13 protein-coding genes are annotated in these 14,686 nt (G+C 36.9%); 8 read left to right on the top strand and 5 right to left on the bottom strand.

Features of this window, described 5'->3' with window-relative positions; all coding sequences use genetic code 11:
• Positions 1-101: 101 nt before the first annotated feature.
• Positions 102-983: an NAD kinase gene (locus tag PXG98_RS06215; protein WP_276389645.1), complete on the bottom strand. Its 882-nt coding sequence runs from the start codon at positions 981-983 to the stop codon at positions 102-104.
• A gap of 49 nt (positions 984-1,032) precedes the next feature.
• Entirely contained in the window at positions 1,033-1,689 is a 657-nt protein-coding gene (locus PXG98_RS06210) for a CBS domain-containing protein (RefSeq protein WP_276389643.1), read from the bottom strand.
• Between the two features lie 93 nt (positions 1,690-1,782).
• On the opposite strand from PXG98_RS06210, the gene PXG98_RS06205 reads away from it, so the two are divergent.
• The 7 genes from PXG98_RS06205 (at position 1,783) to clpX (ending at position 8,828) form a co-directional block, all read left to right on the top strand.
• Positions 1,783-2,496, top strand: a complete 714-nt coding sequence (locus tag PXG98_RS06205; RefSeq protein WP_276389641.1) for a pyridoxine 5'-phosphate synthase — start codon at positions 1,783-1,785, stop codon at positions 2,494-2,496.
• Complete coding sequence (locus PXG98_RS06200) at positions 2,496-3,266, top strand: alpha/beta fold hydrolase (protein WP_276389639.1); 771 nt, start codon at positions 2,496-2,498, stop codon at positions 3,264-3,266. The genes PXG98_RS06205 and PXG98_RS06200 overlap by 1 nt, the downstream gene beginning before the upstream one ends.
• A 129-nt stretch (positions 3,267-3,395) precedes the next feature.
• The gene (locus PXG98_RS06195) at positions 3,396-4,889 is read left to right on the top strand and encodes an SGNH/GDSL hydrolase family protein (protein ID WP_276389638.1); all 1,494 of its coding nucleotides are present in this window, start codon (positions 3,396-3,398) and stop codon (positions 4,887-4,889) included.
• Positions 4,890-4,962: 73 nt separating this feature from the next.
• Positions 4,963-5,304: a phage holin family protein gene (locus PXG98_RS06190; RefSeq protein WP_276389636.1), complete on the top strand. Its 342-nt coding sequence runs from the start codon at positions 4,963-4,965 to the stop codon at positions 5,302-5,304.
• A gap of 100 nt (positions 5,305-5,404) precedes the next feature.
• Positions 5,405-6,727, top strand: a complete 1,323-nt coding sequence (gene tig, locus PXG98_RS06185; protein WP_276389635.1) for a trigger factor — start codon at positions 5,405-5,407, stop codon at positions 6,725-6,727.
• A gap of 86 nt (positions 6,728-6,813) precedes the next feature.
• On the top strand, positions 6,814-7,494 hold the full coding sequence (gene clpP / locus PXG98_RS06180; RefSeq protein ID WP_276389633.1) for an ATP-dependent Clp endopeptidase proteolytic subunit ClpP: 681 nt from the start codon (positions 6,814-6,816) through the stop codon (positions 7,492-7,494).
• A 98-nt stretch (positions 7,495-7,592) separates the two neighbouring features.
• On the top strand, positions 7,593-8,828 hold the full coding sequence (clpX, locus tag PXG98_RS06175) for an ATP-dependent Clp protease ATP-binding subunit ClpX (protein WP_276389631.1): 1,236 nt from the start codon (positions 7,593-7,595) through the stop codon (positions 8,826-8,828).
• Here clpX and PXG98_RS06170 read toward each other — a convergent pair.
• Complete coding sequence (locus PXG98_RS06170; RefSeq protein ID WP_276389630.1) at positions 8,803-9,369, bottom strand: hypothetical protein; 567 nt, start codon at positions 9,367-9,369, stop codon at positions 8,803-8,805. The two genes, clpX and PXG98_RS06170, sit on opposite strands and share 26 nt — an antisense overlap.
• A gap of 164 nt (positions 9,370-9,533) precedes the next feature.
• Entirely contained in the window at positions 9,534-11,048 is a 1,515-nt protein-coding gene (locus PXG98_RS06165) for a GH3 auxin-responsive promoter family protein (RefSeq protein ID WP_276389628.1), read from the bottom strand.
• 77 nt (positions 11,049-11,125) lie between these two features.
• Here PXG98_RS06165 and PXG98_RS06160 point away from each other — a divergent pair, with 77 nt between their 5' ends.
• A complete protein-coding gene (locus PXG98_RS06160; RefSeq protein WP_276389626.1) occupies positions 11,126-11,920 on the top strand; it encodes a DUF2797 domain-containing protein in 795 nt (264 codons plus the stop codon).
• Here PXG98_RS06160 and PXG98_RS06155 read toward each other — a convergent pair.
• The gene (locus PXG98_RS06155) at positions 11,913-14,660 is read right to left on the bottom strand and encodes an AsmA-like C-terminal region-containing protein (protein WP_276389625.1); all 2,748 of its coding nucleotides are present in this window, start codon (positions 14,658-14,660) and stop codon (positions 11,913-11,915) included. The genes PXG98_RS06160 and PXG98_RS06155 overlap by 8 nt on opposite strands.
• Positions 14,661-14,686 lie beyond the last annotated feature (26 nt).

Below are 14,686 nucleotides of genomic sequence, written 5' to 3'. Positions count from 1 at the left end.
TTTAAATAGAATAAATGAGAATTTTTCCTGAATTAACATTTAGGCTCTAAATTACTTTTGATAAACAGTTTTTAAATGGTTTTATTGTTTGGTGTAGCACTCTAATTCCGCTTGTCTTGCCCCCAAAGCAACTTGTTTCTTAATGTATCTAAAAAACTTTCAGAGTTATAGGCAATCATTTTTACGGTAAAATCGGCTTTCTTAACCGTAATCTCTTTTTCGTTATCCAAGCTAGCTATACGGGAATCTAAGGATACCAAATGTTGTTCTTCTCTTCCGTAGACTTTTAGTCTTAAAACCGTGTCATCAGAAATCACCAAAGGTCTGGCGTTAAGATTGTGCGGTGCTATTGGCGTAATAACTAAAGATTTTACATCAGGATTAATTACCGGCCCCCCACAACTTAGAGAATATCCTGTAGAACCGGTAGGAGTGGCTATTATGAGACCATCGGCCCAATAGGAAGTAAGGTATTCGTCATTTAAATATGTCTCAACAGTAATCATTGAAGTGGTATCCTTACGACTAATAGACACTTCATTTAAGGCAAAATTATATTCCTTAAACTCCGGAATAGCAAAATCTGCTTGAACTTCCACCAGACTCCTTTCCTCAATTTGGTAACTCCCCTCCAGAAAATCTGTTACTACCCTTTTAACTTCTTCTTTTTTTAAGGTAGACAAAAATCCTAATCGCCCCGTATTAACACCTACGATAGGAATGCCCAAATCCCGGACATATGTAACTGCTCTTAGAATAGTGCCATCCCCCCCAAAGCTAACAAACATCTTAAAAGAAGCGTCCAATCCTTCTTTTTTTGAAAAAGTTTTGTAAAACTCCACCTCCGATAATTCCGTAAGTTTGACATACAGCTCTTCTTCAATAAATACTTCAACCGCTTTTAATTGACACTCCTTTAAGAGTACCAAGACGTAGTCCAAAGTATCATTTTCATAAACCTGGCCATAAATTGCAATTTTCATAAAAGTGTGCTAAGGCATTTGATATTCTAACAAGACCAACCGCTTTTTCCTAGACATTTAGATATTTATCCAGGTAATCGGAGCGTTCTTTAAGATTTTCTATAAACTGATCATCCTTGTTTCCGAAAAGGATACTGTAATTGTACCTCCTAAAAGTCTGTACTACCTCTCCAAAGTTACCATCGCTTAGTTTAAGAGTAATTTGGATCACATCATTTCTAACTTCTGTGATAAAAGCACCCCAGAGTCTTGTATTATTACTCTCTACGATCTGTGCAATCTCACTAAAGGAGTAGTCTTTAATTCCTTTGGCAACGACCAAAATACCTCCAGGCTCTGTAAAAAATGGCGTATCAATAAATACCCCTACAATATCATTTAAATCATAATATCCTAGGATCCGGGCTTCTTCATCAAGAATGGGTAATAAGTTTGCGTTGTTCCTAGCAAATTTTTCTAAAACATCTAACCAAGAAGTCTTTTTGGTAGCGAAAAAAGATTCTAAATTATACTTATAATCTTCTATGAGCTTGCCTTTCTCAAAGGTTTCCAAATCATTTTCCGGCAATAATCCTACAAATACGCTTTGGTCTGCAATTGCCACATGAGAATAGGTTGTGTGTTTAAAGAAATGAATCACATCTTTAATTGTATCCTTCAGTTCGAAGGCGGGAATTGTCTCTATGATATGTGATTGAATGTACATAACCTATAATTCTTACGCAAAATACTAATTTTAAACATCAAAAGGCATGCCTTATTTGTATTTTTGGGCTGTAAAAATTACAAATTTGACAAAATGACGAAACTTAGTGTCAACATTAATAAAATAGCAACGCTTCGTAATTCTAGAGGAGGTAATGTACCAAACCTTTTAAGAGTGGCCCAGGATATTGAGTCTATGGGAGCCCAAGGGATTACCATTCATCCTAGGCCAGATGAAAGACACATAAAATATCAAGATGCTCGGGATTTAAAAGGGGTGGTTCAAACAGAACTTAATATTGAAGGAAACCCTATAGAAAAGTTTATCACCTTAGTCCTAGAGATTCAACCTACTCAAGTAACACTAGTTCCGGATGCTGTAGATGCTATTACATCTAACGCTGGATGGGATACCCTTAAACATGGAAAGTTCCTAAAGGAAACTATACGTGTTTTTAAGGAAAGAGGGATACGCACTTCTATATTTGTAGATCCTGATATTGCCATGGTGGAAGGAGCATTGCAGACTGGCACGGATAGAATTGAACTATATACCGAGGCCTATTCCAAATCTTATGAAAGTGGTGATTTAAATGGGATTACGCCTTTTATTATGGCGGCGAAACGAGCCACAGAACTTGGAATTGGTCTAAATGCGGGCCATGACCTGAATTTGGAGAATATCCAGTTTTTTAGAGAACAAATTCCCAATCTTCTAGAGGTATCCATTGGACATGCCCTGGTTTCGGAATCGCTCTATTTTGGTTTTAAGCATGTTATTGGGAAATACTTAGAAAAACTTAAATAATGCAGATACTACATTCCAAAATACTAGGCCAAGGAAAACCTTTATGTATTCTACACGGTTTTTTAGGTATGTCTGACAATTGGAAAAGCCTTGGAAATAAATTTGCCGTAGATGGGTTTGAAGTACATCTGATAGACCAACGTAATCACGGTAAAAGCTTTTGGTCAGAGGTTTTTAATTATGAGGAAATGGCCAAGGACCTCAAAGACTATATGGAATTTCACCGGCTTAATAAAGCCGATTTTATCGGGCACTCTATGGGAGGTAAAACGGTAATGGAATTTTCCTGCAACTACCCTCATTTAGTAGGTAAATTGATTATTGCTGATATAGCACCCAAATACTATCCGCCGCATCACAAGCACATTCTGGACGCAGTTGGGCAGTTAGATTTAAAGGAAATTGACAGTAGGAATAAGGCCAATATGGAGCTAGAAAAATACCTAAAGGATTTTGGTATTCGGCAATTCCTATTAAAAAACCTCTATTGGAAAGACAAAAAGCAGCTGGCTTTTAGATTTAACTTAGCAGTCTTACAGAATAAAATGGAGGAAATTGGCAGCGCCCTTGAGGATACGGAACAGTTTCAAGGCAGCACTCTTTTTATAAGAGGTGGAGACTCTGATTATATCCAAAAAGAGGATTTGGAAAATATGAAGAAACACTTTCCACATATGTCTTTAGATACTATAGCAAATGCTGGGCATTGGCTTCACGCAGAAAAGCCAGATGCATTTTACTTGCAATCCTTGGCTTTCCTAAATTCGTAAAAAAGCAGGGTATTTACTATGCATGCATAATTATTTTGCCGTTTCAATTGTCAATCTTACAATTTTAATTAATTTTACGCCGACGTCTATTATGAAGATAGGCGCAGTTCCTAACTCAAAAAGAAGACGATGAAGAAGTTTTTTATGCTATTAGGTGGCACCATATTTTTATTAGCGTGTAACAACGATGATGGAGGCAGCAGTATCCCACCAGAACCAGAAATTGAATATACTAGTGGTAGTGCCGATTTTACCACCTACGTTGCCCTGGGAAACTCTCTGTCGGCAGGTTTTTCTGATTCTGCCCTATTTATTGATGGCCAGACTGCTTCTTTCCCTAATATGTTAGCATCTAATTTTGCCTTAGCAGGCGGCGGAGAGTTTAGTATTCCTTTTATGGCCGACAACCTGGGCGGCATGACTCTTGGTGGCATTCCAATAAGCAATAACAGACTTATTCTTGACTTCTCCACTGGATCTCCCAACCCGGTTGAAGTAGAAGGTACAGGAACTACAGAAATCTCGAACAAGCTAACTGGCCCTTTTAATAATTTAGGGGTTCCAGGTGCAAAAAGTTACCATTTATTGGCTCCAGGATACGGGAACGTGGCTGGGGTAGCAGCAGGTCTGGCCAACCCATATTACGCAAGATTTGCCAGCTCCGGTTCGTCTACCGTTGTTGCGGATGCCCTGGCCCAGAATCCGACATTTTTTTCCCTATGGGTAGGAAATCTAGATGCGTTAAACTATGCAATTGCCGGTGGAGATGGTATAGATCAAACTGGAAACTTAGATCCGACGACTTACGAGAACAACGATATTTCTGATCCTAATGTATTTGCAGCTGCATACAATGGTATTTTACAGGCCATGACTGCCAATGGTGCTAAAGGAGTCATTGCAAACTTACCAGACCTAAAAGTATTACCGTATTTCACAACTGTCCCTCATAATCCAGTACCCTTGGATGCAGCCACAGCAGAGCTATTAAATGGTGCATATGCACTTTATAATGGAGGAGTAATGCAACTTGCTGGTCTAAATATTATAACCGCCGAAGAGGCAGCTGCCCGGCAAATCGTTTTCAGTGCTGGAGAAACAAATGCTGTGGTTCTCTTAGACGAAGACCTTACCGATTTAACTGGTTTTAATCCAAATCTTATTAATATTAGACAGGCTACGGCCGAAGATTTATTGGTTTTTACCTCTCAAACAATAATCGGGACTTTAGCCAATCCTAATGATCCTACTTCTATTAACGGGGTGGCAGTTCCACTGGAAGATAAGTGGGTTTTAACTCCTCAAGAACAGGAGATTGCCTCCATTGCAGCAGCAGCTTATAATCAGACCATAGAGGCACTGGCACAGCAGTACGATCTTGCTTTCGTAGATGCTAAAGCACTTTTAGAAGAGGTTAATGAAACTGGGATAACCTTGAGTGATGGCAGTGTGGTAACATCGACCTATGCCACTGGAGGAGGATTTTCCTTAGACGGGATACATCCTGCCCCAAGGGGTTATGCCTTAGTAGCAAACGCTATGATTGCTTCTATAAATGCCAAATTTGGATCTAACCTCCCGGGTGTTGAACCGTTAGACTATACAGGGTTATATATAAAATAAACATTTTTTTAAGTATATTTAAGGGTATCAATTTAATTATTGATACCTTTTTTAATAACCAAAAACCAAACCAATGAATCTAATCTTAAGAATTTTATTAAGCGCTCTTGCCGTAGTTATACTTTCCAAAATACTTCCTGGAGTTGGTGTTGATTCTTACACTACCGCAATTATAGTGGCCATTGTTCTAGGTTTATTGAATTTTATTGTAAAACCATTACTGGTTATTCTAACTCTCCCTATTACCATTGTAACTTTTGGGTTATTTCTATTAATTATTAATGCAATAATCATTTTATTAGCAGACAATTTTATTAGTGGTTTTACCGTAAGTTCTATCTGGTGGGCTCTTTTGTTTAGTCTGCTCTTAACTTTCTTAGAGTCATTTCTGTTCTCCTTCTTAAAAGAGAGTTAAACTATTTTGATTAAAGCCCTTTATGGGCGTCAAAACTTGGTCTACTTTACAAAAAATAGTATTTTTGCCTCCCATTTTAGAAAGCAAATTTAAGAGACCCATGGAAATTCAAAAAGAGCAAATAGACGATTTAAACGCTATTGTAAAACTTGATATTAAAAAAGAAGACTATAGCGACAAGGTCGAAAAAATCTTAAAAGACTACAAAAAGCAAGCGAATATTCCCGGATTTCGTAAAGGCCAGGTGCCTATGGGCCTGATTAAAAAGCAATACGGCAAAGCTGTTTTGGTTGACGAAGTAAACAAGCTCATACAAGATAATCTAAACAAATACCTGACAGAAGAAAAACTAGATGTTTTAGGCAACCCACTTCCCAAACAACAAGACAATTTTAATTGGGATACGGATAATTTTTCTTTTGAATTTGAGCTGGGCTTAGCTCCTAGTTTTGAGGTAGCCCTAAAGACTAAAAAACCAGTTACTCAGTATAAAATAGTAGCAGACAAAAAGATGATCGACGAACAGGTGGATCGGATACAAAAACAATACGGCAAGTTAATTAGCAAAGAAGCGGTTGAAAAAGGAAATGAGGTAAGTGGCACCTTTGTTAATGAAGAAGCTGAAATAGACAATAAGACTACCTTGGAACTTGAAAACTTAAAAAGTAAGAAGGCAATAGATTTATTAGTTGGGAAAAAGGTCGGGGATACTGTTGTACTTAAAACTAAAGGCTTATTTAAGGAAGAGTATCTTTTATCCGGAGCACTTGGAATTTCAAAAGAAAAGGCAGATAAACTAGCTATTGACGTAAGTTTTACCATTGAAGAAATAAACCAAAGGGAATCTGCTGTATTAGACCAGGAGTTATTCGACAAGGTTTTCGGAAAGGATACGGTCTCTTCTGAAAAAGAGATGAGGGATAAAATTAAAGAAGATGCTGAGAAACAGTTTGAGCAGCAGGCAGACCAGAAATTACTTAATGATATTACAGAGCGCCTTATTGAAACTATAAAGTTTGATTTACCCTCCGACTTCTTAAAAAAATGGATTCAAACCACTGGGGAAAATCCGTTGACAGAAGAAGAAGCCAATGATGAATATGAAAAATCCGAAAAAGGCCTTCGATATCAGCTAATTGAAGGAAAGATTATTAAGGATAATAATATTGAGATTCAATTTGAAGAGTTAAAAGAATTCGCCAAAGGATTTATCAAGAGTCAAATGGCTCAATACGGGCAGCTGAATCCTCCAGAAGAAGAATTAGAAGGAATTGCTGCGAGAGTTTTGAGTAACCAGGATGAAGCCAGAAGGCTTTCGGAACAACTTATGAGTCAGAAGCTTCTAACCTTATACAAGGAAAAGGCAAATCTAAAGAAAAAAGAAGTTAGCTATGACAACTTTGTAAAAGAAGTTTACGGCTAAAATTTCAAAAATATATTAAGTATATTTACGGTGCCGGAAGTATATAATTCGGCACCTTTTTTTTAAGAAAAAACAGTACAAAAAATATGGATTACGGAAAAGAGTTTAAAGACTTCGCCATAAAAGACCAAGGAATAAGTAGCACCTATTATGAGCGAACACTGAGCAGTATGTATCCCGTAAGTATGACCCCTAACATTATAGAGGAAAGACAATTAAACGCCATAGCAATGGATGTTTTTTCGCGCCTTATGATGGATAGAATAATATTTTTGGGCACTGGGATAAATGATCAAGTTGCAAATATTGTACAAGCTCAGTTGTTATTTTTAGCAAGTGCAGATTCGTCTAAAGATATACAGATCTATATTAATTCTCCAGGAGGCAGTGTTTATGCCGGACTTGGAATTTATGATACCATGCAGTTTATTAAACCGGATGTGGCAACAATTTGTACCGGAATGGCAGCTTCTATGGCAGCCGTTTTGCTATGTGCCGGAGAATCTGGTAAACGAAGTGGTCTTACCCATTCTCGAGTAATGATTCACCAACCTATGTCTGGAGCACAAGGACAGGCTAGTGATATTGAAATTGCAGCAAAGGAAGTACTAAAAATAAAAGACGAACTTTATCAAATCATTTCCAAACACAGTGGTCAGAAATTCGATAAAGTTTACGAGGACAGCGACAGAGACTACTGGATGAAGGCCGATGAAGCCAAAGCATATGGTATGATTGATGAAATTTTGGAAAGAGATAAAAATTAATTCCTCAACGGGCTGGTTAAGAACTTTGGAAATTTTCAAAGTTCTAATGAACCAAAATTAGTGTTAAGGCGTTATTGTTTTGTAATGAAGTTAGAAATATGGCAAAGGAAAATTTAGAATGTTCTTTTTGCGGGCGAAAAAAACCCGAGACCAATTTGTTAATTGCTGGTCTAGACGCGCATATATGCGATCGTTGTATAGAACAGGCACATGGGATAGTTGCGGAGGAATCTAAGCAGTCAAAAAACGACGATCTTTCCTCTGAATTAGTCTTGAAAAAGCCACTGGAAATTAAGGATTTCCTGGATACTTTTATAATTGGTCAAGAACGCACCAAAAAAGTTTTATCCGTAGCCGTTTACAATCATTATAAAAGACTTTTGCAACCAAAGTCTAAAGATGAAGATATAGAAATTCAAAAGAGTAATATAGTGATGGTTGGTCAAACCGGAACTGGAAAAACACTTATGGCAAAAACTATTGCCAAAATGTTAAATGTACCTTTGGCCATTGTTGATGCGACTGTATTAACTGAAGCCGGTTATGTTGGTGAAGACGTGGAAAGTATTCTCACCAGACTTTTACAGGCAGCAGACTACAACTTGGAAAAAGCAGAACGAGGCATTGTTTTTATTGATGAGATTGACAAGATTGCAAGAAAAAGTGACAACCCTTCTATTACAAGGGATGTATCCGGAGAGGGCGTGCAACAAGGCCTTCTTAAACTTCTAGAGGGTACCATGGTTAATGTACCGCCAAAAGGTGGGAGAAAACATCCCGACCAAAAGTTTATTGAAGTAAACACTGAAAATATTCTTTTTATAGCAGGTGGCGCCTTCGACGGAATTGAACGAATCATCAATAAAAGGCTCAATATGCAGGCTATTGGTTATAGTGCTTCCATGCGAGAAGAAAATCTAGATGAGACCAATGTGCTGCAATATATTATTCCAAAAGACTTAAAAGACTTTGGCCTAATACCAGAAATTATTGGAAGGTTACCTGTTTTAACCCATATGAATCCGTTAGACCAGAAAACGTTAAGGGCAATTCTCACGGAACCAAAAAATGCTATTATAAAACAGTACCAGAAACTCTTTCTTATGGACGGGATAGAATTTAAAATTACCGACCAGGCTCTGGATTATATTGTAGAAAAGGCTATTGAATACAAACTGGGTGCCAGAGGGTTAAGATCTCTATGCGAGGCTGTTTTTACGGATGCAATGTTCGAATTACCTAGCTCAGATGAAACGGAATTTAAGGTTACCAAACCTTATGCTGAAAATAAATTATCTTACGAAACCATTAAGAAACTAAAGGCCGTTTCCTAAAAGTTAATGTGTTTTTAAGTAGCCCTTGTAATAATTCCAAACTGGTTTTTTGGATAATCTTTTCATCGCTGTATAAGTCTCTCCCGAATTTAGGAACAACTTCCATGTCTAAGTCTAAGTGAGTAGCCCATCGGTTAGAAGGTAAGTTTTCGTGATATTCCCCATATACCAATTTTATCTTACTATCTGGTTTTTCATCAAAAAGATGAACATCTAATGGAGACAATGCGGTTAAGGATTTTATTGGCAAACCAGTAAGTCCGGCCTTCCAGGCAATTGTTCCTCCTGCACCAAACGTTAAATAATGAGAAGCTTCTTTTTCCTTATTTAATAATTGAACCACTGCGGTATTTAACCCACCTTGATGCAAAGCTTCTACCATGGTTTGGTTGGGATTATTCGTTAACCTTATGTCTGAAAGATGTCTTGAATCGTGAAAGACAATATCAAAGTATTGTTGTAAGTAACCAAGGTAAGAGGTAATCCAAAGTCCCTTTTTGGAACCCCACATATCAGACAAGATAACAAGTCGTTCAGCCATAATAGTTTAGTTTATGTAATTCGTAAGGGTTAAGTTTTGAGGATGCAAATTGAACATTATATCATCAAATACGATATTTTTTTGTTCATTGGATGTTTTTCATCGATATAGGAATGAAAACAAAGGAATTTCTTACAAAAGCTTATGGCAGTGAATAGAAACTTTTATTTGTTTAAGGCTAACAATTCATTGAGATAAATACGTTCATTAGAAAGCCTGGGGATTTTATGCTGACCACCTAATTTATCCTTTAACTTAAGCCAATCGTAGAACAAACCCTTTCTTGCCTGATGTACCAATGGCATTTTTAAAGTCATATTATTATACCTTTTAGCCTCGTAATCAGAGTTTAAGGATTTAAGAGCGTTGTCTAAAACTTCGGTAAAGTAATCTATATCATCAGGAGCCCTGCGAAATTCAATAATCCATTCATGAGCCCCTTTTGTGTTAGAGGACATAAAAATTGGTGCCGCTGTATAGTCCATTATTTCAGCGCCCGTTTTTAGACAACTGTTCTTTAACGCCTCTTCTGCATTTTCAATAATTAGCTCTTCCCCAAAGGCATTGATATGGTGTTTTGTGCGTCCTGTAACTCTTATCCGATACGGATTGGTAGATGTAAAACGTACGGTATCTCCTATTTGATAACGCCATAAACCGGCATTGGTACTAATAATTATTGCATAATTTCTATTCAACTCTACTTCCCATAAGGGCACCTCTTTCTGATCTTCTTGCCCATAAAACTCCATAGGAATAAATTCATAAAAAATTCCATAGTCTAGCATTAACAACAAGTCCTCGGCATTATTCCTATCCTGAATGGCAAAAAAACCTTCTGAAGCATTATAGATTTCATAATATTTAAAATCTGCCTTCGGTAGTAATTGATTGTATTGTTCCCTGTATGGGTTAAAACTTACCCCTCCGTGAAAATATACCTCAAGATTGTTCCACACTTCGTGAATATTTTTCTTACCAGTAGCTTCTAAGACATTAGAAAGTAAAACCAACATCCAAGATGGCACCCCAGCCAGACTTGTAACATTTTCTTGAATACTTTCTTTGATAATGGCATGCATTTTTGTCTCCCATTGACTCATTAAGGAAACTTTACTACTAGGAGTACTGCTTAACTCTGCCCAAAACGGCATGTTGTCTATTAAAATAGCCGACAAATCTCCAAAGAAGGTGCCATTATCCTCATAAAGCTCCTTACTACCTCCAAGCCTTAGACTTTTACCTGTAAATAATTGCGAATTCTCATTGTTATTCAGGTACAAACAAAGTAAGTCCTTTCCTGATTTATAATGACAATCCTCTAAGGCTTCGGTACTTACGGGAATAAACTTACTTTTGGCATTTGTTGTACCACTGCTTTTAGCAAACCATTTGATAGAAGTTGGCCAAAAAATATTTTGTTCTCCTTTTCTGGTTCTTTCAATGAGGGGTTCAATCTCCTCATAAGTACTAATCGGAACTCTTTCAGCAAACGTCTTATAGGACGAAATGGTTTCAAAATCGTATTGGCGACCTATTTGTGTGTCTTCTGCAATTTCTAATAGCTGAAACAATACCTCTTCTTGCACTTCCCCCGGGTATTTTAAAAATAGTTCTATCTGGTGATAGCGCTTTTTTAATAGCCATGAGGCGATAGAATTAAATAAAGGTATTGGCATTTTTAGGTATCTTTGGTGGTCTAAATCTAGTTCTTAAAGATAGAATTTTCAAATGATATTTAGTTAAAATACAGAAGATGCAGTACGAAGGAGTATTACGGAAAATGTTTACTGAAATAGGAGAGCCAATTCAGTACTATATGGAATTTAAAAATGATTTTTTAAATGTAAACCAAGTATTAAACAAATCAGTAGAGTTTACTTTTTTGCATTACGAGTGTCTTAATTGTCATTTAGACAAACCTATTTTTCGTCAAGGGTTCTGCCAGAGTTGCTTTTTTGAAACACCCTCGGCAGGAGATTGGATAATGCGTCCTGAATTAAGTACTGCGCATCTGGGAAAAGAAGATCGGAACTTAGCATATGAAAAAAAAGTTCAATTACAACCTCATATCGTCTATTTAGCTAATTCCAGTAATGTTAAGGTTGGGGTTACGAGGAAATCACAGGTGCCTACGCGTTGGATAGATCAGGGGGCACATGAAGCCATTGAAATTGTGGAAGTGCCTAATCGATATTTGGCTGGCATTACCGAAGTGGCACTTAAATCCCATGTGGCCGATAAGACAAACTGGCGTAAGATGTTAACCAATCAAATAGACGAGGAAGATTTAATAGGATGGCGGCGAAAATTAAAACCCTTTATCCCTGAAGAAGCCCTTGATTATTTCATTGAAACCCAAAATGAAACGCATCTACAATTTCCAGTTCTTCAATACCCTGAGAAGGTAAAGAGTCTAAATCTTAAAAAAGTCGGCGAGTACAAAGGCGTATTAAAAGGAATTAAAGGGCAGTATTTTATTTTCGAAGACAATACGGTTTTCAATATTAGAGGAAATGAGGGACTTTATGTTTCTCTGGGCATTAGTTAGTGGAATCTTTGTTAGTATCGGAAGAATTTGATTTTTCTTTTGGAGCCCCTAAAATATTTCCCAATAGTCCCTTGGCTTTTTTACTTAAGCCAGGTTGAGCATCATCCTTCCCAATATTAGATGTTGAATCTTTTTCTTTTTTTGAATTAGATAAAACACCCTCAAGTGCATCTGTTAACTCCAAAGTCTTAGATTCTGTAGAATTCAAGGAATCTTCCCCCCTATTCTTATCTTTTAAAACATCTGCAAGTAATTTACCGGTCTTCTCCGAACCCTTTTTTATAAGTTTTTGTTTTTGAACCTCTACTAGTCTTGAGCTTAACTCTTTAATGCTAGAACTGAGGTCGGTATCTACCTGCAGTTCCTTATAAGTTCCGCCGACGGTGGCATTCACTGGAAGTCTAAAATTCTCTAATTCTTTATCTCCTATAGAACTCATCAAGGAATTTACCTCCCTTCCCAAATATTTGGTTGGAACCTCCATTTGCATTTTATAGTTCAATTTTTGATCAAATGTATGACTCCCTTCCACAGTCATGCCAATATCTCTATAATTTAGAGTAAAAGGCTTAACAGTAACCCTACCGTTTTCAAAAGAAAAAACTGTTTTTAAAGTTTGTAAATCAAATTCTTCTACCTCAATAAAACTCAATCGAGCATTTAGGGCATTTAAGATTTTGGCATCCTTCGGGTTTATTTTTAAGGCATAAAGTTCGGAGAGCATATTTCCTGAAATAGTACCCAAGTCTGGTGTGAAGTCTTCTTTCAGTGCTCCCGAAACCTCTATTTCTGAATTCAGTTTTCCCTCTAAAGCTTTGGCCATGGGCGCCAGGACTCTAAAAAACTCCATCTTCTTAAATGAATCCTCTAAATTCAGGTTTTTCATATGTAGTTTCATAGAAAAAACGGAGGCATCTCCTTTGGTATTGGCAAATCCATTTAGTTTAACAACACCTTCGTATAGGTTGGACTGAACATCTAGGAGCTCTACTTTCTCATCCGCGATTTTTAATTTACCGCTTACATTTTTTAAAATAAGATTATCATAAATAAGCTTGTTGGCCTCGGCCTCTACTATACAGTTTAGAAATGCCGGTACTTGTATTCGTTCTTCTGTTAAGCTCGTCATTGGCTCGGCAGATTTTTTTTTCGCTTCCGCTGCTTTGGCATCACTTTTTGTGACAAAATCCCCTATATCAAAAGTATCCGAGCTCAGTTTAAAACTCCCCTTAACCTCTTCTTCATTAAACATATACCCTAAGAAGTTATAAATTGTTCCATCTACTGTAAAATCTGTATTTCCCAATCCTCCTTTCATACTATTGAGCGATACTTTAGAAGAAGATAAATTCATAAGCGCCTTGGAAACAGTCAGAGATTTATTAAAATAAGTTGATTTATATTTTAGGTCTTTCACCTTTATAAACCCATCTAAAGCGGTGTTTTCATATTCTTCCTTTTTTAAGGAAGCCATATCAAAAGATGCAGCAATATTAGCATTCAGAATACCTTTCAAATCTTGGCCATCGGGTAAAGGGTATGCCTTAGAAATGTTCTCTAGATCTACATTACATAACAGCTGCCCAAGTACTCTCGTATTGCCTAATAGGTCCGTTAAATTGGCCGTTAATTCAAAACGATCCTGATCAATGGCAAAACTAGCCTTCTCTAGATCTATGCTTGTTTCTTCGGTCAAACCACTTTGGTTCTTAATCTCTAGCTTTAAATTAATATCACTAATGGAATTCGGGAGATTGGGATAATGCAGACTAGCATCTTTTGCGCTCATTTGAAGGATAAAACTAGGAATATGATTCTCATCAAATATGCCATCTACTTCTCCTTTTAAGCTAAATTTTCCCGTTGTTTTTACCTCTTCAATATCCTGTAAATAGCGCTCCGGAAAAATCGCTAGGAAGTTATCAAAATCTGAAGTTGGTGTACTGAACTTCAGAGATACCTGCTGCCCTTTATCAAGATTTTTTACAAAGCCGTTAAAATTTAAGGGAAGTTTATTTAGATATCCTGTATTCTCTAAAATAGAATAGGTATTCGTTTTTAGATCGATTCCCAATATGGCTTCCAATTGAAGCTTTGTCTTATTTAAGTAGTGCACATTGGATGCTGTAAAACTAATAAGAGCTGTAGATTTTGTACTCAATTCACTTTTATCCAAACTTAGATCTCCTGCTCCACCGTGGTTCAATTCACTCAATTGAAAAAATAATCCAGAGCTATAATCCTGGTAGTTAACTTCCGAATCTAACAATTCATATGTCTCTAATGAAAAGGTCATTCCACCAGTGTTCTGCCTAGGCGCATGGGATTCTTCCTTTTTAACAATATCGAAATTCGTCTCGGCATTCCTTTCAGTCTTTAAGCTTAAAACAGCCCTATCCAGGGTAAGATTGGTAATCCCAATAGTACTTCCACCTCCATTAAACAGTTCCATTAACCCCATTTTCAAGGAAATAGACTTCGATTTAAACAGGGTATCCCCTTTGAAGATTCCTTTTTCAGATAGGAGAATTACATGATTTAGTGTTAATTCTGCGTTGGGAAAGCTTCTTATAAGACTAAGATCAGCTTCTTTAAAATCCAAGCTGCCATGAATACTATTATTAACATTCGTCTTAATAAGGTCTCCAATCTTTGCTTCAAGAAAAAATGGTGCAACCACGAGAATTCCTAAAAAAAGCAAGAGTACAAAGGCGGTGATTTTTAATAATTTCTTTTTCATAAGATTGAGACTCAGTTCGTTTAGAA

The sequence above is a fragment of the Eudoraea chungangensis genome (assembly GCF_029360665.1).
GTDB classification, from domain to species: Bacteria; Bacteroidota; Bacteroidia; order Flavobacteriales; family Flavobacteriaceae; genus Eudoraea; species Eudoraea chungangensis.
Note: the sequence above shows the minus strand (reverse complement) of the source record. Positions and strands in the feature narration are given on the sequence as shown.

Bases quoted from the DNA above. Each gene is read 5' to 3' on its own strand.
- clpX (WP_276389631.1), top strand. From the start codon at position 7,593: ATGGCAAAGGAAAATTTAGAATGTTCTTTTTGCGGGCGAAAAAAACCC.
- tig (WP_276389635.1), top strand. From the start codon at position 5,405: ATGGAAATTCAAAAAGAGCAAATAGACGATTTAAACGCTATTGTAAAA.
- clpP (WP_276389633.1), top strand. From the start codon at position 6,814: ATGGATTACGGAAAAGAGTTTAAAGACTTCGCCATAAAAGACCAAGGA.
- PXG98_RS06165 (WP_276389628.1), bottom strand. From the start codon at position 11,048: ATGCCAATACCTTTATTTAATTCTATCGCCTCATGGCTATTAAAAAAG.
- PXG98_RS06190 (WP_276389636.1), top strand. From the start codon at position 4,963: ATGAATCTAATCTTAAGAATTTTATTAAGCGCTCTTGCCGTAGTTATA.
- PXG98_RS06160 (WP_276389626.1), top strand. From the start codon at position 11,126: ATGCAGTACGAAGGAGTATTACGGAAAATGTTTACTGAAATAGGAGAG.
- PXG98_RS06170 (WP_276389630.1), bottom strand. From the start codon at position 9,369: ATGGCTGAACGACTTGTTATCTTGTCTGATATGTGGGGTTCCAAAAAG.
- PXG98_RS06200 (WP_276389639.1), top strand. From the start codon at position 2,496: ATGCAGATACTACATTCCAAAATACTAGGCCAAGGAAAACCTTTATGT.
- PXG98_RS06195 (WP_276389638.1), top strand. From the start codon at position 3,396: ATGAAGAAGTTTTTTATGCTATTAGGTGGCACCATATTTTTATTAGCG.
- PXG98_RS06205 (WP_276389641.1), top strand. From the start codon at position 1,783: ATGACGAAACTTAGTGTCAACATTAATAAAATAGCAACGCTTCGTAAT.
- PXG98_RS06215 (WP_276389645.1), bottom strand. From the start codon at position 983: ATGAAAATTGCAATTTATGGCCAGGTTTATGAAAATGATACTTTGGAC.
- PXG98_RS06210 (WP_276389643.1), bottom strand. From the start codon at position 1,689: ATGTACATTCAATCACATATCATAGAGACAATTCCCGCCTTCGAACTG.
- PXG98_RS06155 (WP_276389625.1), bottom strand. From the start codon at position 14,660: ATGAAAAAGAAATTATTAAAAATCACCGCCTTTGTACTCTTGCTTTTT.